The organism is Streptomyces collinus Tu 365 (genome assembly GCF_000444875.1).
Classification (GTDB): Bacteria; Actinomycetota; Actinomycetes; order Streptomycetales; family Streptomycetaceae; genus Streptomyces; species Streptomyces collinus_A.
Window position 1 is genome coordinate 3,343,172 of the sequence record NC_021985.1, and the last position, 22,301, is coordinate 3,365,472.

Here is a 22,301-nt window from a genome sequence, read left to right on the forward strand (position 1 = left end):
GGCAAACACGAGAGATCGCTCGCGTTCCACCAGAATGCGAGCGACCGCTCGCGTTTGTCAATCGCCTGCGAAGGGCTGGGGATCACGCGTGTCCGACACCTCGGAGACCTCGGAGAAGGAACAGCCGCGCCGCCGCCAGGCGCGCGGCGAACGCCGCATCGCCCAGTTGCTCGCCGCCGCCGCCCAGGTCTTCTGCACCAGCGGCTACACGGCCGCCAGCACCAACGCCATCGCCCGCGAGGCGGGCGTCTCACCGGGCACGCTGTACCAGTTCTTCCCGAACAAGGAGGCGATCGCGGTCGAGCTGGGCGACCGGCTCATGCACGAGATGCGGGAGACCTACGGCGAGGCGCTGGCCCCCGTGGACCCCGCCACGCCGCTGGAGGAGGCCGTCGGCGCCGCCGTCGACCGGTTCATGGCCTTCAACACCGCGCACCCGGTCTTCTTCGCGCTGATGCACGGCCCCGACATCCCGGGCGGGATCACCGACGCCCACGACCAGCTGCACGCCACCCTGATCGAACGGGTCGAGGGCCTGCTCGCCTCGCTCCTGCCCGGCACCCCGGCCGCCGACATCACCCGCACGGCCCATGTGTGCCTCGGCATCTACAAGGCCGGTCTCGAACTGGTCCTCGGCCACGAGGACGCCGAGCGGGCGGCCTACGTGCAGGAGGTCAAGAACGTCCTGATCCGCTACCTCGGCCCCCTGGTCGGCGACCGGCTCGGCCGGACGTGACCCCCCGGCGGTCCCCGGACTGCGGCCCCGGGTGCAGCTGCCTACAGTGCGGATAGATCACCCCGCAGGAGCCCGAGGGGGACCCCGTGACCCACTCCCCGCCGCCCGGCATGCCCCGGGCCCGTATCCCGGGCCCCCAGCAGCCCCCGCCGCCGTTCCCGCGCATCGCCGCGGGCCTGTGGAAGCGCTGCCTGGCCGGCGGGCTCGCCGCCTGGACGCTGATCGCCGTCGCCGCGTACGCGACGCGCGGCGCGGCGGCGCTGCCGGCCCTGGTCCTGCTCGGCGGCTTCCTGGTCCCGGTCGTCTTCGTCCTGTGGGCGTACGAGCGGCACAGCCGTGACCTGGGCGTCAGCGCGATCCTGGGCTGCTTCCTGGCCGGCGGCGCGCTCGGCGTGCCGGCCGCCACGGTGACCGAGCCGTACCTGCCCCGCCTCTCCCCCGGCGTGTTCACCGCCGTCGCCCTGGCCGAGGAGGCGGCCAAGCTCGGCGCGCTGGCGTTCGCGCTGCGCCGGCAGCCGGGCATCCGCGGGACGCGGGCCGGACTGGTGCTCGGCGCCGCGGTCGGCCTCGGCTTCGCGGCCCCGGAGGGCTGCGGACACGCCTTCGGGGCCGCCGTCGCGGCCGGGGGCGCCGACCTCAGGGGCCTGCTGGAGACAGAGCTGCTGCGCGGGGTGGTCGCCCCCGTCGGGCAGGGCCTGTGGACGGCGATCGCGGGGGCCGTCCTGCTGTCCCTGCGCCGCCCGAACGGGCACTTCCGGCTCGCCGCGCCGGTCGTCGGCACCTGTCTGGGCGTCTCGATGCTGCACGCTCTGGGGGACGCCACGCACGGCGCCGCGATCTGGCTGGTGGCCCTGCTGTCGGGCACCGGTCTGGACGCGCAGCCGTTCGCCCAGGGGTACCCGCCCGGGCCCGGCGCCGTGGAACAGCACCTCTTCGTGGTGTTCTCGGTCGGCGGCCTGGTACTCGTCGGGTTGCCCGGGGCCGCCTGGGCCCGGTCGCTGGCGCACCGGGACTCCTCTTGGAGAAATACCCCCTAGGGGTATAGTCTGGGGACGTGGTGGGGCTCCACCGTGAGCCTCACCGGCCCCACCCGCCTCGACGAGGAGAACGACATGAGCGCCCAGACCGGACTTTCGGGCTCCGTGACCACCGTCTACAAGGTGACCGGCATGAGCTGTGGACACTGCGAGGGCTCCGTCTCCGGCGAGATCTCCCAGATCCCCGGAGTCGACTCGGTCAAGGCCGTCGCGTCGACCGGCGAGGTCACCGTCGTCTCCTCGGTCCCGCTGGACGACGAGGCCGTGCGCGCCGCCGTGGACGAGGCCGGCTTCGAGCTGGCCGGCCGGGCCTGAGCCCGGGCCCCGAGGAGCGGGCCGAAGCATCCGGGCCCGCCCCGCGCGGGCCCCGCAACCCTTCCCCGACCGGGCCGTGCCGACCAGCTCATACTGGATCCGTACGGTCCGGTCCGATGTCTGGAGTCCGGACATGACCAGCACCACCGCAGAGAACGGCACGACGAGCGCGATAGGCGGCACGTCCGAGGTCGAGCTGCTCATCGGCGGGATGACGTGCGCCTCCTGCGCCGCCCGCGTGGAGAAGAAGCTCAACCGCATGGACGGGGTGAGCGCCACGGTGAACTACGCGACGGAGAAGGCGAAGGTCAGCTACGCCGAGGGCGTGGCCGTCGCCGACCTGATCGCGACCGTGGTGCGGACCGGCTACACCGCCGAGGAGCCCGCGCCGCCGCGGCCCGAGCCCGCGCCCGAAAAGGAGCCGGCCGAGCGGGACCCCGAACTCGCCGCGCTCCGCCACCGCCTGCTCGTCTCCGCCCTGCTCGCCGCCCCGGTCGTCCTGCTCGCCATGGTGCCCGCGCTGCAGTTCGACAACTGGCAGTGGCTCTCGCTCACGCTCGCGGCGCCGGTCGTCGTCTGGGGCGGATGGCCGTTCCACCGGGCCGCCTGGACCAACGCCCGGCACGGCGCCGCCACCATGGACACCCTGGTGTCGGTCGGCACGCTGGCCGCGTTCGGCTGGTCGCTGTGGGCCCTGTTCTTCGGTGACGCGGGCATGCCGGGCATGCACGACGAGTTCCGGTTCACCGTCTCCCGGACGGACGGCGCCTCCACCATGTACCTGGAGGTCGCCGCGGGCGTGGTCGCGCTGATCCTCCTCGGCCGCTACCTGGAGGCCCGGTCCAAGCGGCGCGCGGGCGCGGCCCTGCGGGCCCTGATGGAGCTGGGCGCCAAGGACGTCGCCGTGCTGCGCGCGGGGCGCGAGGTGCGGGTGCCGGTGTCCTCGCTGGCCGTCGGCGACCGGTTCGTCGTACGGCCCGGCGAGAAGATCGCCACGGACGGCACGGTCGTCGAGGGCGTCTCCGCGGTGGACGCGTCCATGCTGACCGGCGAGTCCGTACCGGTGGACGTCGGCCCCGGCGACCGGGTCACCGGAGCCACGGTCAACGCGGGCGGGCGGCTGGTGGTCGAGGCCGGCCGGGTCGGCGCCGACACCCAGCTCGCCCGGATGGCGCGGCTGGTGGAGGACGCGCAGAGCGGCAAGGCCGAGGTGCAGCGGCTCGCCGACCGGATCTCCGCCGTCTTCGTGCCCGTGGTCATCCTGATCGCGCTCGGCACGTTCGGCGTCTGGCTGGGCGTCACCGGCGACACCGTGGCCGCGTTCACGGCCGCCGTCGCCGTCCTGATCATCGCCTGCCCGTGCGCGCTGGGCCTCGCCACGCCGACCGCGCTGATGGTCGGCACCGGCCGGGGCGCCCAGCTCGGCATCCTGATCAAGGGCCCGGAGGTGCTGGAGTCCACCCGCCGCGTCGACACGGTCGTCCTGGACAAGACCGGCACGGTCACCACCGGCCGGATGACCCTCCACGACGTGTACGCGGCCGACGGCGAGGACGAGAAGCGGGTACTGCGGCTCGCGGGCGCGCTGGAGCACGCCTCCGAGCACCCGGTCGCCCGCGCGATCGCCGCGGGCGCCGAGGAGCGGGCCGGGGCGCTGCCGGCCGTCGAGCACTTCGAGAACGTGCCCGGACGGGGCGTACGCGGCCGCGTGGAGGGCCACGAGGTGACCGTGGGGCGGCTCCTCGGGGCGCTGCCGGAGGACCTGGCCCGGGCCGCCGGCCAGTTCGAGCGCGAGGGCCGTACGGCCGTCCCGGTCGGCTGGGACGGACGGGCGCGCGGTGTCCTCGCGGTCGCCGACGCGGTCAAGGGGACCAGCGCCGAGGCGGTGCGCGACCTGCGCGCGCTCGGGCTGACGCCGGTGCTGCTCACCGGGGACAACCGGACGGTCGCCGAGTCCGTCGCGCGGGCCGTCGGCATCGACGAGGTGATCGCCGAGGTGCTCCCCGAGGACAAGGTGGACGTCGTGCGGCGGCTGCAGGGCGAGGGACGCGCCGTGGCGATGGTGGGCGACGGCGTCAACGACGCGGCCGCGCTGGCCACCGCCGACCTGGGACTGGCGATGGGCACCGGCACCGACGCGGCCATCGAGGCCGGCGACCTGACGCTGGTCCGCGGCGACCTGCGGGTGGCGGCGGACGCCATCCGGCTCTCGCGGCGCACCCTGGCCACCATCAAGGGCAACCTGGTGTGGGCCTTCGGCTACAACGTCGCCGCGCTGCCGCTGGCCGCAGCGGGCCTGCTGAACCCGATGATCGCGGGCGCGGCGATGGCCTTCTCCTCGGTGTTCGTGGTCACCAACAGCCTGCGGCTGCGCCGCTTCCGCTGAGTCACCGCAAGTTACCCGCGGTCGGGCGCACGGAAGTAAGAGACCCTCTAGAGTCAGGCGCGAGCCTCACATAAGCTCTTCACAAGGCTCGCGCATCATCCTTACGCTGGGGCACCGATCGCCGTATCGGGGCTCTTGCGCATCTAAGGGACAGATGCAAGAGACGCAGATCACAGTGATGTGAACGTAACCATCGAAGGGCTTCGACGGTCTAAGTTGGCGATGTCAGAAACAGCGTCTTGGGGGGCGCTGACTGGCATCTGGGGATGTCTTGGGGGACTTCCTCAGAGATGCGTTGCCGGGGCACGCACACAGGGAAGCTTTGAGCGGCCCTCCCAGCGTGCGTTGTCCCGGCAGATCGCACATCACTGGAGCACGACGGGTCAGACCGTCGTGCTCGGACAGCGGTTCAGGCGCTGTCTCTCCGAGCGCCCGGCCGGATCCCGTGGGGGGAATCCGCACCGGGACATGGGAAGGCGCCCTGGTCGTCGGCCCGTGGGGGGACCGGCGTCTCAGGGCGCCTTCCGCTTTTCCTCTGTCACCGCCGACGGCGGTTCAGGGCCTGCCGGTCCGGCAGGCCCTCGCGCGCAGATCCGCTCAGCGCTCCTCGACGGGCACGAAGTCCCGCTCCACCACGCCGGTGTAGATCTGGCGCGGGCGGCCGATGCGGGAACCCGGCTCCTTGATCATCTCGGTCCACTGGGCGATCCAGCCCGGCAGCCGGCCGAGGGCGAACAGGACCGTGAACATCTCGGTCGGGAAGCCCATGGCCCGGTAGATCAGACCGGTGTAGAAGTCCACGTTCGGGTAGAGCTTGCGCTCGACGAAGTAGTCGTCGGAGAGCGCGTGCTCCTCCAGCTTCAGGGCGATGTCGAGCAGCTCGTCCGACTTGCCGAGAGCGGAGAGGACGTCGTGCGCGGCGGCCTTGATGATCTTGGCGCGCGGGTCGAAGTTCTTGTAGACCCGGTGGCCGAAGCCCATCAGGCGGACGCCGTCCTCCTTGTTCTTCACCTTGCGGATGAAGGTGTCGACGTCGCCACCGGTCTCCTGGATGCCCTCGAGCATCTCCAGGACGGACTGGTTGGCGCCGCCGTGCAGCGGACCCCACAGGGCGCTGATGCCGGCCGAGATCGACGCGAACATGTTGGCCTGCGAGGAGCCCACCAGGCGGACCGTGGAGGTCGAGCAGTTCTGCTCGTGGTCGGCGTGCAGGATCAGCAGCTTGTCCAGCGCGGCCACCACGACCGGGTCGAGGTCGTACTCGTCCGCCGGGACCGAGAAGGTCATGCGCAGGAAGTTCTCGACGTAGCCGAGGTCGTTGCGCGGGTAGACGAACGGGTGACCGATCGACTTCTTGTACGCGTACGCCGCGATCGTCGGGAGCTTGGCGAGCAGGCGGATCGTGGAGAGGTTGCGCTGCTTCTCGTCGAACGGGTTGTGGCTGTCCTGGTAGAAGGTGGACAGCGCCGAGACGACCGAGGACAGCATCGCCATCGGGTGGGCGTCGCGCGGGAAGCCGCGGTAGAAGTTCTTGACGTCCTCGTGCAGCAGGGTGTGCCGCGTGATGTCGTTCTTGAAGGTGGAGAGCTCGTCGACGGTCGGCAGCTCGCCGTTGATCAGCAGGTACGCCACCTCGAGGAAGGTGGAGCGCTCGGCCAGCTGCTCGATGGGGTAGCCGCGGTAGCGGAGGATGCCCGCCTCGCCGTCGAGGTAGGTGACCGCGGATTTATAGGCGGCCGTGTTGCCGTAACCGCTGTCCAGAGTCACCAGACCGGTCTGGGCGCGGAGCTTGCCGATGTCGAAGCCCTTGTCACCGACGGTGCTGTCGACCACCGGGTAGGTGTACTCGCCGTCGCCGAACCGCAGTACTACAGAGTTGTCGCTCACGTCTTCCCTCACCGACGTAGTGCCTCATCTTCGAGGTGCCCTGACTGTCTCTACCATCCCCCATTTGGCTCAGGAGAGTGCACTCGGGGTCGACCATTGGGCCTATCGACGGCACTCAGTGCCGCCAACCTGCTCATCCTGCCCCCTCGGACCCGCATCTGGAAGTGCTCTGTGACCTTTGCGACTCGTTTGATCGATCATTTTTTGTGATCTGCGCCGTCGCCCCTGGTCAGGACCGGTCAGGCGCCGGCCAGCCTGAAGTCCAGCGCCGTGCACCGGCGTCCGGCGGAGACGGTGCGCACCGCCTGGCCGATCGCCTTGCGTGAACCGACCAGGACGACCAGCCGTTTCGCCCGTGTCACCGCCGTGTACAGCAGGTTCCGCTGGAGCATCATCCACGCGCCGGTGGTGACCGGGATCACCACCGCGGGATATTCACTTCCCTGCGAGCGGTGGATGGTGACCGCGTACGCGTGGGCCAGTTCGTCCAGTTCGTCGAACTCGTAGGGCACCTCCTCGTCCTCGTCCGTCAGCACCGTCAGCCGCTGGTCGACCGGATCGAGCGAGGTGACCACGCCCACGGTGCCGTTGAAGACGCCGTTCGCCCCCTTGTCGTAATTGTTGCGGATCTGGGTGACCTTGTCGCCGACGCGGAAGACCCGGCCGCCGAACCGCTTCTCGGGCAGGTCGGGCCGGCCGGGGGTGACGGACTGCTGGAGCAGGCCGTTGAGGACGCCGGCGCCGGCCGGGCCGCGGTGCATGGGCGCCAGCACCTGCACGTCCCGGCGCGGGTCGAGCCCGAACCTGGCCGGGAGCCGGCGGGCGGCCACGTCCACGGTCAGCCGGCCGGCCTCCTCGGTGTCGTCCTCCACGAAGAGGAAGAAGTCCTTGAGCCCGTCGGTGAGCGGGTGCAGCCCGGCGTTGATGCGGTGCGCGTTGGTGACGACGCCGGACTGCTGGGCCTGCCGGAAGACCCGGGTGAGCCGCACCGCCGGGACCGGGCCGCCGTCGGCCAGCAGGTCCCGCAGCACCTCGCCGGCGCCGACGCTCGGCAACTGGTCCACGTCACCGACGAACAGCAGGTGCGCCCCCGGCGGCACGGCCTTGACCAGCTTGTTGGCGAGCAGCAGGTCGAGCATGGACGCCTCGTCCACGACCACCAGGTCGGCGTCCAGCGGACGGTCACGGTCGTAGGCCGCGTCACCGCCGGGCTTCAGCTCCAGCAGCCGGTGGACGGTGGAGGCCTCGGCGCCGGTCAGTTCGGCCAGGCGCTTGGCGGCCCGGCCGGTGGGGGCGGCGAGCAGCACCTTGGCGCGCTTGGCGCGGGCCAGTTCCACGACCGAGCGGACCGTGAAGGACTTGCCGCAGCCGGGCCCGCCGGTGAGGACGGCGACCTTCTGGGTCAGCGCGAGCCGTACGGCGGCCTGCTGCTCGGGCGCGAGGTCGGCGCCGGTGCGCTCCTTCAGCCAGCGAAGCGCCTTGTCCCAGTCCACGTCCCGGAAGGCAAGCATCCGGTCCTCCTGGGTGCGCAGCAGCCGCAGCACCTGGGCGGAGAGGGACAGTTCGGCGCGGTGGAAGGGCACGAGGTAGACGGCGGTGACGGACTCGGAGTCGCCGTCGGGCCCCGGCACCTTCTCGCGGACGACCCCCGGCTCCTCGCCCTCCTCGCCCGGCCCGGCCAGCTCGGCGAGGCACTCGATGACCAGGCCGGTGTCGACCTGGAGCAGTTTGACGGCGTCGGCGATGAGCCGCTCCTCGGGCAGGAAGCAGTGCCCCTGGTCGGCGGACTGGGACAGGGCGTACTGCAGGCCCGCCTTCACGCGCTCCGGGCTGTCGTGCGGGATGCCGACCGACTGGGCGATCTTGTCGGCGGTGAGGAAGCCGATGCCCCAGACGTCGGCCGCCAGGCGGTACGGCTGGTTGCGGACGACGGAGATGGAGGCGTCGCCGTACTTCTTGTAGATGCGCACCGCGACGGACGTCGAGACCTCGACGCTCTGGAGGAAGAGCATGACCTCCTTGATCGCCTTCTGCTCCTCCCAGGCGTCGGCGATCTTCCGGGTCCGCTTGGGGCCGAGGCCGGGGACCTCGATCAGCCGCTTCGGCTCCTCCTCGATGACCCGCAGGGTGTCCAGGCCGAAGTGCTGGGTGATGCGGTCGGCGAAGACCGGGCCGATGCCCTTGACCAGGCCGGACCCCAGGTAGCGGCGGATGCCCTGGACGGTGGCCGGCAGGACGGTCGTGTAGTTCTCCACCGTGAACTGGCGGCCGTACTGGGGGTGGGAGCCCCAGCGCCCCTCCATGCGCAGGGACTCGCCCACCTGGGCGCCGAGCAGGGCGCCCACCACCGTGAGGAGGTCGCCGCCGCGGCCGGTGTCGACCCGGGCGACCGTGTAGCCGTTCTCCTCGTTGGCGTACGTGATCCGCTCCAGCACTCCTTCGAGCACGGCGAACCGCCGTTCGCCCGTGGGGTTCCCCGCCTGTTGAGCCATGCGCCGACGGTACCGGCCCGCTCTGACATCACGATCCGGTCTCAGGGCCTTGCGGAGGGCCGTGTAATCGATTCCAATCCTTCGTGTAATCGATTCCATGCGTTCCACGAGGAGGTGGAGCCGGCGATGGCGAGCATCAAGGACGTCGCCGCGGCCGCGGGTGTCTCCGTGGCCACGGTGTCGCGCGTCCTGAACGAGCACCCGTCGGTCAGCGCGGACGCGCGGCAGCGGGTCATGGCCGCCGTGCAGGACCTCGGCTACCGGCCCAACGCCGTCGCCCGTTCCCTGCGCACCGACCAGACCCGCACCCTCGGCCTGGTCATCAGCGACGTGCTGAACCCCTACTTCACCGAACTGGCCCGCGCCGTCGAGGAGGAGGCGCGGGCACTCGGCTACAGCGTGATCATCGGCAACGCCGACGAGCGCCCCGACCTCCAGGACCACCACGTGCGGACCCTGCTGGACCGGCGGATCGACGGGCTCCTGGTCTCCCCCACCGACGGCGGCTCCCCGCTGATGCTGGACGCCGTGCGCGCGGGGACGCCGATGGTGTTCGTGGACCGCTGGATCCCCGGGGTCCAGGTGCCGGTCGTGCGGGCCGACGGCCGCGAGGCCGTACGGGACCTCGTCGCCCACCTGTGCCGGCTCGGGCACCGGCGGCTCGCGATCATCGCGGGCCCCGCGGCCACCACGACCGGCAGCGAGCGCGTCGACGCCTTCCGGGACGCCATGGCCGAACACGGGCTCCCGCTCCCGGACGCCTACACAGGGCAGGGCGACTTCCAGGCCGGCAGCGGACGGCGGGTCACCGACGGGTTCCTCGACCTGCCCGAGCCGCCCGAGGTGATCTTCGCGGCCGACAACCTGATGGCACTCGGTGCCCTGGACGCCGTCCGCGCGCGCGGGCTGCGCGTCCCCGACGACATCGCCCTGGCCGCGTTCGACGACATCCCGTGGTTCGTGCACACCGATCCGCCGGTCACCGCGATCGCCCAGCCCACCGGCGAGCTGGGCCGGGCCGCCGTACGCGCCCTGGTCGACCGGATCGAGGGACGGCCCCCCGCGTCCGTCACCCTCGCCGCCCGGCTCGTCGTACGCCGCTCGTGCGGCGAGGCGGCACCCTCCTCCCCCTCCCCAGTGCAAAGGAGCACGTCGTGAGCGACCCGGACGAGTTGCTGCGCATCGAGGGCATACGCAAGACCTTCCCCGGTGTGGTCGCGCTGGACGGCGTCGACTTCGACCTGCGCCGGGGCGAGGTGCATGTGCTGCTCGGTGAGAACGGCGCGGGCAAGAGCACACTGATCAAGATGCTCTCCGGCGCCTACACCCCCGACGCCGGGCGGATCCTGGCCGGCGGCGAGGAGGTGCGCATCCACGGTGCGCAGGACTCCGAGCGCCTCGGGATCGCCACCATCTACCAGGAGTTCAACCTGGTGCCCGACCTGACGGTCGCGGAGAACATCTTCCTCGGGCGCCAGCCGCGCCGGTTCGGGATGATCGACCGCAAGGCGATGGAGGCGGCCGCCGCCGTCCTGCTGGAGCGCGTCGGAGTCGACGTCTCGCCCCGCGCGCGGGTGCGCGAACTCGGCATCGCACGCCTGCAGATGGTCGAGATCGCGAAGGCGCTGAGCCTGGACGCGCGCGTGCTGATCATGGACGAGCCGACCGCCGTGCTCACCTCCGAGGAGGTCGAGAAGCTCTTCGCCATCGTGCGCCGGCTGCGCGCGGACGGGGTGGGCGTCGTGTTCATCACGCACCACCTGGAGGAGATCGCCGCCCTCGGCGACCGTGTCACCGTCATCCGCGACGGGAAGTCCGTGGGCCAGGTCCCCGCGTCCACCCCCGAGGACGAGCTGGTGCGGCTCATGGTGGGCCGCTCGATCGAGGCGCAGTACCCGCGGGAACGGCCCGGCAAGGGCGCCGCACTGCTCACCGTCGAGGGCCTGACCCGCGACGGCGTCTTCCACGACGTCGGCTTCGAGGTGCACGCCGGCGAGGTCGTCGGCATCGCCGGGCTCGTCGGGGCCGGCCGTACCGAGGTGGTGCGGGCCGTGTTCGGCGCCGACCCGTACGACACGGGGGCCGTGAAGGTCTCCGGTGCCCCGGTGCGGCGCGGCGACGTCAACGCCGCCATGGCGGCCGGTATCGGCCTGGTCCCCGAGGACCGCAAGGGCCAGGGGCTGGTGCTCGACGCGTCCGTCGAGGAGAACCTCGGCCTGGTGACCCTGCGCTCCGCCACGCGCGCGGGGCTCGTCGATCTCGGGGCGCAGCACGAGGCGGCCGGGCGGATCGCCGGACAGCTCGGGGTGCGGATGGCCGGACTCGGCCAGCACGTGCGGACGCTGTCCGGCGGCAACCAGCAGAAGGTCGTCATCGGCAAGTGGCTGCTGGCCGACACCAAGGTGCTGATCCTCGACGAGCCGACGCGGGGCATCGACGTCGGCGCCAAGGTCGAGATCTACCAGCTCATCAACGAACTGACGGCCGCCGGTGCCGCCGTCCTGATGATCTCCAGCGATCTGCCCGAGGTGCTCGGCATGAGCGACCGGGTGCTGGTGATGGCCCAGGGCCGGATCGCGGGCGAGCTCGCGGCCGGTGAGGCCACCCAGGACGCCGTGATGGCACTCGCCGTAAGCAACCCCACGACCGAAACGGAGGCCCCCCGTGGCCACTGACACGCTCAAGAGCACCCCGGGCGCGGGTGGCGCCACGAGCGGCCTGCGCCGTCTCCTGCTCGACAACGGCGCGCTCACCGCGCTGATCGTCCTGGTCGTCGCCCTGTCGGCGCTGTCCGGTGACTTCCTGACGACGGACAACCTGCTCAACGTCGGTGTCCAGGCGGCCGTGACCGCCGTCCTCGCCTTCGGTGTCACCTTCGTGATCGTCTCGGCGGGCATCGACCTGTCGGTGGGTTCGGTGGCGGCCCTGTCGGCCACCGTGCTCGCCTGGAGCGCGACCTCGCACGGTGTGCCGGTCGTCCTGGCGGTCGTGCTGTCCGTCGCCACCGGCATCGTGGCGGGCCTGGTCAACGGCTTCCTGATCGCCTACGGCAAGCTGCCGCCGTTCATCGCGACGCTCGCGATGCTGTCGGTGGCCCGCGGCCTCTCGCTGGTGATCTCCGGTGGTTCGCCGATCCCGTTCCCGGACTCGGTCTCCCACCTCGGTGACACCCTCGGCGGCTGGCTGCCGGTGCCGGTGCTGGTCATGGTCGTGATGGGGCTGGCCGCGGCCGTCGTGCTCGGCCGGACCTACATCGGCCGCTCGATGTACGCGATCGGCGGCAACGAGGAGGCGGCCCGCCTCTCCGGACTGCGCGTCAAGAAGCAGAAGCTCGCGATCTACGCCCTGTCCGGCCTGTTCGCCGCCGTCGCCGGCATCGTGCTGGCCTCCCGCCTCTCCTCGGCTCAGCCGCAGGCGGCCGACGGCTACGAGCTGGACGCGATCGCCGCGGTCGTCATCGGCGGCGCCTCGCTCGCCGGCGGTACCGGCAAGGCGTCCGGCACGCTGATCGGCGCGCTGATCCTCGCGGTGCTGCGCAACGGCCTGAACCTCCTGAACGTGTCCGCCTTCTGGCAGCAGGTCGTGATCGGCGTGGTCATCGCGCTGGCGGTGCTGCTGGACACGGTGCGGCGCAAGGCGGGGGCGACCGCGCCGGCCGCCGGGACCGGTGGCGGCAAGGGCAGGCAGGCCGGGACGTACGCGCTCGCCGCCGTGGTCACCGCGGCCGTCGTGGGCGCCACCTCCTTCCTGCACAACGGTTCCGCCGTCTCGACGGCCCCGCGGATGGGCCTGTCCCTGTCCACCCTGAACAACCCCTTCTTCGTGCAGATCAGGGCGGGCGCCCAGGCCGAGGCGAAGAAGCTGGGCGTGGACCTGACCGTCACCGACGCCCAGAACGACGCCTCCCAGCAGGCCAACCAGCTCCAGAACTTCACCAGCTCGGGCCTCGGCGCGATCATCGTCAACCCGGTGGACTCCGACGCGGCGAGCAACTCCGTGAAGGCCGCCGACAAGGCGAGCATCCCGGTCATCGCGGTCGACCGCGGCGTCAACAAGGCGGCCGTGAACGCGCTCGTGGCCTCCGACAACGTCGCCGGCGGCGAACTGGCCGCGAAGACGGTGGCCGAGAAGCTGGGCGGCAACGGCAAGATCGTGATCCTTCAGGGGCAGGCGGGCACCTCCGCGGCCCGTGAGCGGGCGGAAGGTTTCGCCAAGGGGCTGAAGGCGTACCCCGGCATCAAGGTGCTGGCCCAGCAGCCGGCCGACTTCGACCGCACCAAGGGCCTCGACGTGATGAGCAACCTGCTCCAGGCGCACCCCGACGTCCAGGGCGTGATCGCCGCCAACGACGAGATGGCCCTCGGCGCCATCAAGGCCCTGGGTGCCAAGGCCGGCCGGTCGGTCCAGGTCGTCGGCTTCGACGGCACCCCGGACGGCCTGACCGCGGTCAAGGGCGGCACGCTGTACGCGTCGGTCGCGCAGCAGCCGAGCCGGCTCGGCCGGATCGCGGTGGACAACGCGCTGCGCGCGGTGCGCGGCAAGAAGGTGGAGCCGACGGTGAAGGTGCCGGTGAAGGTCGTCACGAAGGACAACGTGGCGGGCTTCAGCGGCTGACGACGGGGAACGGGCGGGCGGCCGTGCACCACGGCCGCCCGCCCCGGGTGATCTCTTCAGGGGAGTCAATTCCATGTACGACTACGACCTGCTGGTCGTGGGTTCGGCCAACGCCGACCTGGTGATCGGCGTCGAGCGGCGGCCGGCCGCCGGCGAGACCGTGCTCGGCGGCGACCTGGCCGTCCACCCGGGCGGCAAGGGCGGCAACCAGGCGGTCGCCGCGGCCCGGCTCGGAGCCCGTACGGCACTGCTGGCCCGGGTCGGCGACGACGCGCACGGCCGGCTGCTGCTGGACGCGCAGCGGGCGGCCGGGGTGGACACGGCGGGTGTGCGGGTGGGCGGGGCGCCCACGGGCGTCGCCCTGATCACCGTGGACCCCTCCGGGGACAACAGCATCGTGGTGTCGCCCGGCGCCAACGCCCGGCTCACTCCGGCGGACGTCCGCTCGGCCGCCGGTCTGGTCCGTGCCGCACGGGTGGTGTCGGCTCAGCTGGAGATCCCGCTGGAGACGGTCGTGGAGGTCGTACGGACCCTTTCCCCGGACGGCCGCTTCGTGCTGAACCCCTCCCCGCCGCGCCCGCTGCCCGACGAGGTCCTGGCCCTCTGCGACCCGCTGATCGTGAACGAGCACGAGGCCCGGGTCCTGCTCGGCGGGGCGTGCGAGGGCGACGACCCGGCGGACTGGGCCCGGCTGCTGCTGGCCCGGGGGCCACGCTCGGTGGTGGTGACCCTGGGGGCGGCGGGCGCGCTGGTCTGCGACGGCTCGGGGGTGAACCGGGTGCCGGCGCCCAAGGTGGACGCGGTCGACACCACCGGCGCCGGTGACGCGTTCACCGCCGCGCTGGCCGTCGGGCTCGGCTCCGGCGCGCCGCTCGCCGACGCGGCGGCCCACGCGGTCCGGGTCGGCGCGGCGGCGGTGACCCGCCGGGGCGCGCAGGAGTCGTACCCGACGCTCGCGGAGGTCGAGTCGCTGTGAAGAAGGCGGGTATCCTCAACCGGCACCTGGCGGGCGCGCTGGCCGAGCTGGGGCACGGGCACGAGGTGCTGGTGTGCGACGCGGGTATGCCGGTGCCGGACGGGCCGCGCGTCGTCGACCTGGCCTTCCGCGCCGGTGTCCCGTCCTTCGCCGAGGTCCTGGACGGCCTGCTGGCGGAGCTGGTGGTGGAAGGGGCCACGGCGGCCGGCGAGGTCACGGACGCCAACCCGGCCGCGGCCCGGCTGCTGTCCGAGCGGCTCCCCGGTCTGACGCACGTGCCGCACGAGCGGCTCAAGGAACTGTCCGCGCGCGCACGCCTGGTGGTGCGCACCGGGGAGGCCCGGCCGTACGCCAACGTGCTGCTGCGGTGCGGGGTGTTCTTCTAGCGTGTGCCGCCCGGGCCCGGCCCTGTGACGTTTCGAGGGGGTGGTCCCGGTCCGTCGAGCGGGCCCACCCCCTCGGCTTTCCCCTCCCCGCCAGAACCCCGAGATCCCCCCCGGGTCCCCCCGGAGGTTCTGACGCACGGTACGACCGGCGGTCCGGGGAAAGGGTTGTACGGGATGCCGAGAATTCTGCCCCGGCCTCGGCCCCGGCGTCAGCCGACGACGTGGGTCCTGAAGCGTTCCACCGTCTCCGCCAGCACCTCTCGCCCGTCCCGTGCCCACAGTTTCTCGTTGAACAGTTCGACCTCGATCGGGCCCGTGTACCCGGCCGCGTCCACGTGCCGTCTCCAGGCGCGCAGGTCGATCGCGCCGTCACCGAGCTGGCCCCGGCCGTTGAGGGCGCCCTCGGGCAGCGGGGTGGTCCAGTCGGCGAGCTGGAAGGCGTGGAGGCGGCCCGCGGCGCCCGCGCGGGCGATCTGCCGCGGGGCCCGGTCGTCCCACCAGACGTGGTAGGTGTCGACGACCACGCCGACCTGGTCGGCGGGGAAGCGTTCGGCGAGGTCGAGGGCCTGGGTCAGGGTGGAGACCACGCAGCGGTCGGACGCGTACATGGGGTGCAGCGGCTCGACGGCCAGACGCACGCCGTGCTCCCGGGCGTACGGCCCGAGTTCGGCGAGCGCGTCGGCGACGCGCTCGCGGGCCGCCGGCAGGTCCTGGGAGCCGGGCGGGAGGCCGCCCGAGACCAGGACCAGGACCTGTGTGCCGAGGGCCGCCGCCTCCTCGATCGCGCGCCGGTTGTCGGCCAGCGCGGCCGCTCGCGGCCCGGCCTCGGCCGCCGTGAGGAAACCGCCCCGGCACAGGGTGGTCACCGTCAGGCCCGCGTCGCGGACCAGCTTGGCGGTCGCCTCGACGCCGTACGACCGGACCGGCTCGCGCCACAGGCCGACCCCGGGCACGCCCGAGCGGGCGCAGGCGTCGGTGAGTTCGGGCAGGCCGAGTCGGCGGACCGTCATCTGGTTGACGGAGAGACGCGCGAGTTCCGTGTCCACCGTGCTCATCGGTCCACCCCGTAGAGCGACAGCAGGTTCCTCATCCGTTCCTCGGCGAGCTTCGGGTCGGGGAACAGGCCGAGGCCGTCGGCGAGTTCGTAGGCGCGGGCGAGGTGCGGGAGGGAGCGGGCCGACTGCAGGCCGCCGACCATCGTGAAGTGGTCCTGGTGGCCCGCGAGCCAGGCCAGCAGGACGACCCCGGTCTTGTAGAAGCGGGTCGGGGGCCGGAACAGGTGGCGGGCCAGGGCGACCGTGGGATCGAGCAGGGCGCGGAAGCCCGTCGTGTCCCCCGTGTCCAGGACCCGGACCGCCTCGGCGGCCAGCGGTCCCAGCGGGTCGAAGACGCCGAGCAGGGCGTGGCTGAAGCCGTGCTCGTCGCCCGCGATCAGCTCGGGGTAGTGGAAGTCGTCGCCGGTGTAGCAGCGGACCCCGGCCGGGAGCCGGCGGCGCAGGGCGGTCTCGCGCCGGGCGTCCAGCAGGGAGACCTTGACGCCGTCGACCTTGCCGGGGTGGGCCGCGACCACCGCGAGGAACGTCTCCGTCGCCGCGTCGAGGTCGGGCGAACCCCAGTAGCCCTCCAGGGCCGGGTCGAACACCGGGCCCAGCCAGTGCAGGATCACCGGCTCCGCGGCCTGCCGCAGCAGGTGGCCGTAGACGTCCAGGTAGTCGTCGGGTCCGGAGGCGGCGGCCGCCAGGGCCCGGGAGGCCATCAGGACCGCCTGGGCGCCGGACTCCTCGACCAGGGCGAGCTGTTCCTCGTACGCGGCACGGATCTCGGGCAGGGTGCCGCCGGTGATCTGGTCGGTGCCGGCACCGCAGGCGACGCGGCCGCCCACGCTCCTGGCCTCGGCCGCCGAGCGGCGGATCAGCTCGGCCGCGCCCGGCCAGTCCAGGCCCATGCCGCGCTGGGCGGTGTCCATCGCCTCGGCGACGCCGAGCCCGTGGGACCACAGATGGCGGCGGAAGGCGAGGGTGGCGTCCCAGTCGACGGCGGCCGGCGCGTCGGGTGAGACGTCGGCGCGGGGGTCGGCGACGACGTGCGCCGCCGCGAAGACGGTACGGGAGGTGAGGGGGGCGCCGGGGGTGAGGGCGAGCGGTTCGGTGCGCGGCTCGTACGTCCTCGTCCCCCCGTCGGCGGCCGGGAGCCGGAGGGTCACAGCGCGACCTCCGGCACGTCGATGCGGCGGCCCTCGGCCGAGGATCTGAGGGCGAGTTCGGCCAGCTGGACGCCGCGGGCGCCGGCCAGCAGGTCCCAGTGGTACGGGGTGCCGGTGTGGACGTGCCGCAGGAACAGCTCCCACTGTTCCTTGAATCCGTTGTCGAACTCGGCGTTGTCCGGGACCTCCTGCCACTGGTCGCGGAAGACCTCGGTGGCGGGCAGGTCGGGGTTCCAGACCGGCTTGGGGGTGGCGCCGCGGTGCTGCGCGCGGCAGTGGCGCAGCCCGGCGACGGCCGATCCGTGCGTGCCGTCGACCTGGAACTCGACGAGTTCGTCGCGGTGGACGCGGACCGCCCAGGAGGAGTTGATCTGGGCGATCGCGCCGCCCTCGATCTCGAAGATGCCGTAGGCGGCGTCGTCGGCGGTGGCGTCGTAGGGCTTGCCGTGCTCGTCCCAGCGCTGCGGGATGTGGGTGGTGGCGAGCGCCTGCACGGAGGTCACGCGGCCGAACAGCTCGTGCAGCACGTACTCCCAGTGCGGGAACATGTCGACGACGATGCCGCCGCCGTCCTCGGCCCGGTAGTTCCAGGAAGGGCGCTGGGCGGGCTGCCAGTCGCCCTCGAAGACCCAGTAGCCGAACTCGCCGCGGACCGACAGGACGCGGCCGAAGAAGCCGGCGTCGACCAGGCGCTTCAGCTTGCGCAGGCCCGGCAGGAAGATCTTGTCCTGGACGACGCCGTGCCGGATGCCCCGGTCCCGGGCCAGCCGGGCGAGTTCGAGGGCGCCGGCCAGGCCGGTGGCGGTGGGCTTCTCGGTGTAGACGTGCTTGCCGGCCGCGATCGCCTTGCGGAGCGACTCCTCGCGGGCCGAGGTGACCTGGGAGTCGAAGTAGACGTCGACGTCCGGGTCGGCGAGGACGGTGTCCAGGTCGGTGGAGACGTGCTCCAGGCCGTACCGTTCGGCGATCTCCCTGAGGGCGTGCTCGCGGCGGCCGAGCAGGACCGGCTCGGGCCACAGCACGGTGCCGTCGCCGAGGTCGAGGCCGCCCTGCTCGCGCAGGGCGAGGATCGACCGGACGAGGTGCTGGCGGTAGCCCATGCGCCCGGTCACGCCGTTCATGGCGATACGCACCGTCCTGCGTGTCACGTCAGTCCCTTCGTCGGCGCCGTACGGCCCGAAGGGGATCGGCGCCGGCAGCGGGGGCAGCGCGGCGAGCAAGCGCTTTCCGTCCGGTGGGAAGCTAGCCGCTGAGCCCTGGTGCGGACAAGACCGTGTCCTTTTCGAGTTGTTCGAGGGAGCGAACAACCCGGGTTGTTGGCCTTAGGGTCTGCTGGACACCGGGCGGAACCGTGACCGTGACCGGTCTGTCTACGAGGACGGAACCATGCGCGGGCAGACGCGCGACCTGAGCACGACCGGAGGACGACGATGACGGTGACCCTGGCGGACGTGGCGGCCCGCGCACAGGTCTCCCCCGCGACGGTGTCGCGCGTGCTGAACGGCAATTACCCGGTCGCCGCCTCCACCCGCGAGCGGGTGCTGCGCGCGGTGGACGAACTGGACTACGTCCTCAACGGCCCCGCCAGCGCGCTCGCCGCGGCCACCTCCGACCTCGTCGGCATCCTCGTCAACGACATCGCGGACCCCTTCTTCGGCATCATGGCGAGCGCGATCCAGGCCGAGATCGGCGGGCCGGGCGGCCGGGCCGGCGGGGAGCGGCTCGCGGTCGTCTGCAACACCGGCGGGTCGCCGGAGCGCGAACTGACGTACCTCACCCTGCTGCAGCGCCAGCGGGCCGCGGCCGTGGTGCTGACCGGCGGCGCCGTGGAGCACGTGCCGCACGCCGCGGCCGTCGCGGCGAAGCTGCGCAAGCTGGCGGACGCGGGCACCCGGGTGGTGCTGTGCGGGCGGCCGCCGGCGCCGGACACCGAGGCCGTCGCGCTGACCTTCGACAACCGCGGCGGCGCCCGCGCGCTGACGGACCACCTCATCGGCCTCGGCCACCGCAGGCTCGGCTACATCGCGGGCCCCGAGGAGCGCACCACCACCCGGCACCGGCTCGAGGGCCACCGCGCGGCGCTGGCGGCGGCCGGCATCGAGGAGGACCCGCGCCGGACGGTCTACGGCCGCTACGACCGGCGGTCCGGGCACGAGGCCACCCTGGAACTGCTGCGCCGGGACCCGTCCCTGACGGCGATCGTGGCCGCGAACGACTCCGTCGCCCTCGGCGCGTGCGCCGCGCTGCGCGAGTCCGGGCTGCGCATCCCCGAGGACGTCTCGGTGGCCGGCTTCGACGACCTGCCCTTCAGCATCGACGCGGTGCCGTCCCTGACGACGGTCAGGCTGCCCCTGGCGGACGCGGGCGCCCGGGCGGGCCGCATCGCCATGGGCCGCGAGGAGCCTCCGCCCGGGGGGATCGCCTCGGTGCGGGGGGAGTTGATGGTGCGGGGGTCCTCCGGGGTGCCGCGGGGGTGAGCGCGTCGGTGTCCTGGTGGGGCCGAGGTGCGTGGGGGCTTTTGCGGGCGGGGGGCTGCGGGTGGGCGGGGGCTCGGTGTGTGGCCTTCGTGTGTGAGGCGCTGCGGGTGGGTGGGGGCTGGGCGCGCAGTTCCCCGCGCCCCTGGGGTGGGCGGGGTGGGCGTCGGGCGGGTGGCTCGGCTGCGCGGGGCTCGGTGTGTGGCCTTCGTGTGTGAGGGGCTGCGGGTGGGTGGGGGCTGGGCGCGCGGTTCCCCGCGCCCCTGGGGTGGGCGGGGTGGGCGTCGGGCGGGTGGCTCGGCTGGACACTTCTGCGCGGATCCGGTCGGCCGGGACCGGGGGTTGGATCTGCGCGGATCGGGCATGTGGCGAGTAGGGTCCGGAGCATGAAGCTGGCGTTCTCCACTCTCGGTGTCCCCGGCCTGTCCGTCCCCGACGTCCTGGCGCTCGCGACCGCGCACGGCTACCACGGCGTCGAACTGCGCGCCCATCCCGAGGAGCCGGTGCACCCGGGCCTCAGCGCCGCCGAGCGCGCCGACACGGCCGCGCTGTTCAAGGCGGCCGGCGTCGAGCTCCTCGGCCTCGGCGGGTACACGCGCGTCGCCGCGCCCGGTGACGACGCCCCCGTCCTCGACGAACTCCGCAGACTCCTCCAGCTCGCGCACGACCTGGGCGCCCCCTTCCTGCGGGTGTTCCCGGGCGCCGACCCCGACCTGCCCGCCGAGGAGTCCGACGCCGTCGCCGCCAGGCGGCTGGGCAGCGCCGCCGAGGACGCGGCCGCGCTCGGCGTCCGCATCCTGCTGGAGACCCACGACTCGCACCGCACCGGTGCCGACCTGATCCGGGTGCTCGGCCCGGTCGGCCACCGGCAGGTGGGCGCCCTCTGGGACGTGGCGCACACCTGGCTGGGCGGCGAGCAGCCCCAGGACAGCTACGCCGCCCTCGCCCCGCACCTCGGCTACGTCCAGGTCAAGGACATCGCCTCGGCCGACGACACGAGCCCGCTCCCGCTCGGCGCGGGCGTGCTGCCGCTGACCGAGTGCGTGGACGTCCTGTGCCGGCACGGCTGGGACGGCTGGCTGTGCTGGGAGTACGAGAAGCGCTGGTACGAGTCGGCCGCCCCGCTCCCGGACCTGCTGGACGCGGGCCGCGACCACCTCGTGCGGCTGCTCGGCGAGGCCGCGTAGGGCCGCCGGGGCGCCCGGTGCTCGGCGAGCCGCGCCAGGCCACCGGGGCCCGGTAATCGGCTGGCCGGTCCGCCACGGGACCGGCTAGCCTCCCCCGGTGATCCAGCACGCCGCGCGCACCCTCCCCCGCCCCCGCCCCCTCTCATGAGCCTCGCCCGCTCCCTGATCGACGTACGGCCGCTGCGCACCTCGCCCGTCTTCCGGCGGCTGCTGATCGGGCGGACCGTCTCCGTGCTCGGCGGGTTCATGACCATGGTGACGGTCATGTACCAGGTGTGGGACATGACCGGCAGCACGGCGTGGACCGGTGCGGTCGGGCTGGCACAGGCGCTGCCCCTGGTCGCGTTCGGGCTGTTCGCCGGCTCCTGGGTGGACCGCGCGGACCGGCGCCGGATCTACCTGACGGCCACCGTGGGCCAGGCCGTGTGCTCGCTGCTGCTGGCCGTGCAGGGATTCACCGGCCATGTGCCGGTGGTGGCCGTGCTCGCGCTGGTGGCCGTGCAGTCGGCGTTCGGCGCGCTCGGCGCCCCGGCGGCCGGGGTGTTCGTACCGCGGCTGCTGCCCAAGGACCAGGTGGCCGCGGGTCTGGCCCTGAACCAGGTCACCGGGCAGTCGATGATGCTGCTCGGCCCGGCCCTGGCCGGCGTGCTGCTGGGCCGGCTGGGCATCGGCGCCTGCTACCTGCTGGACGCGCTCAGCTTCTGCGTCGCCTTCTACGGGGCCTTCGGGCTGCCCGCGCTGCGCCCGCGGGGCGAGCCGTCGCGGTCGGGTGTGCACGGGGTGCTGGACGGGCTGCGGTTCCTGGCCGGGCACCGGGTGGTGCGGGGCGCGCTGATCACCGACCTGGCCGCCACCGTGCTGTCGTTCCCGGTCAGCCTGTTCCCGCTGGTCAACGCCGAGCGCTTCGGCGACGACCCGAGCACCCTGGGTCTGTTCCTGTCGGCCCTGGCCGTGGGCGGTGTCGCGGCGACCGCCCTGTCCGGCTCGCTGACCCGGCTCGCCCGGCCGGGCACGGTGATGCTGTGCGCGTCCGCGACCTGGGGCGCGGCCCTGGTCGGCTTCGGGCTGTCCCGCGATCCCTGGACCGGGCTCGCGCTGCTCGCCGTCGCCGGGGCGGCGGACGCCACGGCGGTGGTCTCCCGCTCCACGATCGTGCAGACCCGCACCCCGGACGCGCTGCTCGGCCGGGTCACGGCGGCCGAGCAGATCGTCGGCCAGGCCGGCCCCAGCATCGGCAACGCCCGCGGCGGCCTGCTCGCCGGCTGGACCTCGGGCGCGACCTCGCTGGTCACGGGCGGGCTGCTGTGCGTCCTCGCGGTCGCCGCGGTCGCGACGACGACACCGGAACTCCGGGGCACCGCAGCACCGGAACCGCAACCGGAACCGGAACCGGGATCGGGGCCGGAACCCGCGGACGCGGCCACCGGCACCGTCGAGGGCGTCACCGGGGCCTGACCGGCGCGGGGTCGGGAACGCCCGACTCACGGTGTGTCACCTCGCATCCCGGCGGGCCCCTCGACCGGCCACCGCTCCCCGCCACCCCCGACGGCCCGGAGGGAACCGTCCCTCGCCCCGGCGCGTCCAACGCGCGGGCCGCCGGGCGAGCCC

The 22,301-nt window shown here is 73.2% G+C and carries 17 protein-coding genes; 12 read left to right on the forward strand and 5 right to left on the reverse strand.

The window, feature by feature from the left end; translation table 11 throughout:
- The first annotated feature begins 88 nt into the window (after window positions 1-88).
- From B446_RS14450 to B446_RS14465, 4 genes are all read left to right on the forward strand, one after another.
- Complete coding sequence (locus B446_RS14450; protein WP_020940186.1) at window positions 89-736, forward strand: TetR/AcrR family transcriptional regulator; 648 nt, start codon at window positions 89-91, stop codon at window positions 734-736.
- Between the two features lie 86 nt (window positions 737-822).
- On the forward strand, window positions 823-1,773 hold the full coding sequence (locus tag B446_RS14455) for a PrsW family glutamic-type intramembrane protease (protein WP_020940187.1): 951 nt from the start codon (window positions 823-825) through the stop codon (window positions 1,771-1,773).
- A gap of 75 nt (window positions 1,774-1,848) precedes the next feature.
- Window positions 1,849-2,088 (forward strand): heavy-metal-associated domain-containing protein, encoded by a 240-nt coding sequence (locus tag B446_RS14460; RefSeq protein ID WP_043478306.1) that lies wholly within the window; start codon window positions 1,849-1,851, stop codon window positions 2,086-2,088.
- Between the two features lie 133 nt (window positions 2,089-2,221).
- On the forward strand, window positions 2,222-4,474 hold the full coding sequence (locus B446_RS14465; RefSeq protein WP_020940189.1) for a heavy metal translocating P-type ATPase: 2,253 nt from the start codon (window positions 2,222-2,224) through the stop codon (window positions 4,472-4,474).
- A 597-nt stretch (window positions 4,475-5,071) separates the two neighbouring features.
- On the opposite strand, the gene B446_RS14470 is transcribed toward B446_RS14465, so the two are convergent.
- Window positions 5,072-6,361, reverse strand: coding sequence for a citrate synthase (locus tag B446_RS14470; RefSeq protein ID WP_020940190.1), 1,290 nt, complete (start codon window positions 6,359-6,361; stop codon window positions 5,072-5,074).
- Between the two features lie 239 nt (window positions 6,362-6,600).
- Window positions 6,601-8,853: an ATP-dependent RecD-like DNA helicase gene (locus B446_RS14475; protein ID WP_043475592.1), complete on the reverse strand. Its 2,253-nt coding sequence runs from the start codon at window positions 8,851-8,853 to the stop codon at window positions 6,601-6,603.
- Between the two features lie 126 nt (window positions 8,854-8,979).
- On the opposite strand from B446_RS14475, the gene B446_RS14480 reads away from it, so the two are divergent.
- The 5 genes from B446_RS14480 to rbsD all read left to right on the forward strand — a co-directional run bounded on the left by B446_RS14480 (window position 8,980) and on the right by rbsD (window position 14,829).
- On the forward strand, window positions 8,980-10,011 hold the full coding sequence (locus B446_RS14480; RefSeq protein WP_020940192.1) for a LacI family DNA-binding transcriptional regulator: 1,032 nt from the start codon (window positions 8,980-8,982) through the stop codon (window positions 10,009-10,011).
- Window positions 10,008-11,528 (forward strand): sugar ABC transporter ATP-binding protein, encoded by a 1,521-nt coding sequence (locus tag B446_RS14485; protein WP_020940193.1) that lies wholly within the window; start codon window positions 10,008-10,010, stop codon window positions 11,526-11,528. The genes B446_RS14480 and B446_RS14485 overlap by 4 nt, the downstream gene beginning before the upstream one ends.
- Window positions 11,518-13,467, forward strand: coding sequence for a substrate-binding domain-containing protein (locus tag B446_RS14490; protein WP_020940194.1), 1,950 nt, complete (start codon window positions 11,518-11,520; stop codon window positions 13,465-13,467). The genes B446_RS14485 and B446_RS14490 overlap by 11 nt, the downstream gene beginning before the upstream one ends.
- A gap of 73 nt (window positions 13,468-13,540) precedes the next feature.
- Window positions 13,541-14,443 carry a ribokinase gene (locus tag B446_RS14495; protein WP_020940195.1) on the forward strand — a complete coding sequence of 301 codons (903 nt, stop codon included), beginning with the start codon at window positions 13,541-13,543 and terminating at the stop codon, window positions 14,441-14,443.
- Window positions 14,440-14,829, forward strand: coding sequence for a D-ribose pyranase (gene rbsD, locus B446_RS14500; protein WP_020940196.1), 390 nt, complete (start codon window positions 14,440-14,442; stop codon window positions 14,827-14,829). The genes B446_RS14495 and rbsD overlap by 4 nt, the downstream gene beginning before the upstream one ends.
- A gap of 209 nt (window positions 14,830-15,038) precedes the next feature.
- Here the strand turns inward: rbsD and B446_RS14505 are convergent, their stop codons facing one another.
- The 3 genes from B446_RS14505 to B446_RS14515 are packed head-to-tail and all read right to left on the reverse strand — an operon-like array spanning window position 15,039 to window position 18,180.
- Entirely contained in the window at window positions 15,039-15,884 is an 846-nt protein-coding gene (locus B446_RS14505; protein ID WP_020940197.1) for a sugar phosphate isomerase/epimerase family protein, read from the reverse strand.
- On the reverse strand, window positions 15,881-17,032 hold the full coding sequence (locus B446_RS14510; RefSeq protein WP_020940198.1) for a dihydrodipicolinate synthase family protein: 1,152 nt from the start codon (window positions 17,030-17,032) through the stop codon (window positions 15,881-15,883). The genes B446_RS14505 and B446_RS14510 overlap by 4 nt, the downstream gene beginning before the upstream one ends.
- Window positions 17,029-18,180: a Gfo/Idh/MocA family protein gene (locus tag B446_RS14515; protein WP_020940199.1), complete on the reverse strand. Its 1,152-nt coding sequence runs from the start codon at window positions 18,178-18,180 to the stop codon at window positions 17,029-17,031. The genes B446_RS14510 and B446_RS14515 overlap by 4 nt, the downstream gene beginning before the upstream one ends.
- A 282-nt stretch (window positions 18,181-18,462) precedes the next feature.
- On the opposite strand from B446_RS14515, the gene B446_RS14520 reads away from it, so the two are divergent.
- The 3 genes from B446_RS14520 (at window position 18,463) to B446_RS14530 (ending at window position 22,148) form a co-directional block, all read left to right on the forward strand.
- Window positions 18,463-19,509 (forward strand): LacI family DNA-binding transcriptional regulator, encoded by a 1,047-nt coding sequence (locus B446_RS14520; RefSeq protein WP_020940200.1) that lies wholly within the window; start codon window positions 18,463-18,465, stop codon window positions 19,507-19,509.
- Window positions 19,510-19,892: 383 nt separating this feature from the next.
- A complete protein-coding gene (locus B446_RS14525) occupies window positions 19,893-20,693 on the forward strand; it encodes a sugar phosphate isomerase/epimerase family protein (protein ID WP_020940201.1) in 801 nt (266 codons plus the stop codon).
- A 144-nt stretch (window positions 20,694-20,837) separates the two neighbouring features.
- Complete coding sequence (locus B446_RS14530; protein ID WP_020940202.1) at window positions 20,838-22,148, forward strand: MFS transporter; 1,311 nt, start codon at window positions 20,838-20,840, stop codon at window positions 22,146-22,148.
- Window positions 22,149-22,301 lie beyond the last annotated feature (153 nt).

Bases quoted from the DNA above. Each gene is read 5' to 3' on its own strand.
- B446_RS14460 (WP_043478306.1), top strand. From the start codon at position 1,849: ATGAGCGCCCAGACCGGACTTTCGGGCTCCGTGACCACCGTCTACAAG.
- B446_RS14465 (WP_020940189.1), top strand. From the start codon at position 2,222: ATGACCAGCACCACCGCAGAGAACGGCACGACGAGCGCGATAGGCGGC.
- B446_RS14475 (WP_043475592.1), bottom strand. From the start codon at position 8,853: ATGGCTCAACAGGCGGGGAACCCCACGGGCGAACGGCGGTTCGCCGTG.
- B446_RS14480 (WP_020940192.1), top strand. From the start codon at position 8,980: ATGGCGAGCATCAAGGACGTCGCCGCGGCCGCGGGTGTCTCCGTGGCC.
- B446_RS14495 (WP_020940195.1), top strand. From the start codon at position 13,541: ATGTACGACTACGACCTGCTGGTCGTGGGTTCGGCCAACGCCGACCTG.
- B446_RS14505 (WP_020940197.1), bottom strand. From the start codon at position 15,884: ATGAGCACGGTGGACACGGAACTCGCGCGTCTCTCCGTCAACCAGATG.
- B446_RS14520 (WP_020940200.1), top strand. From the start codon at position 18,463: ATGACGGTGACCCTGGCGGACGTGGCGGCCCGCGCACAGGTCTCCCCC.
- B446_RS14525 (WP_020940201.1), top strand. From the start codon at position 19,893: ATGAAGCTGGCGTTCTCCACTCTCGGTGTCCCCGGCCTGTCCGTCCCC.
- B446_RS14530 (WP_020940202.1), top strand. From the start codon at position 20,838: ATGAGCCTCGCCCGCTCCCTGATCGACGTACGGCCGCTGCGCACCTCG.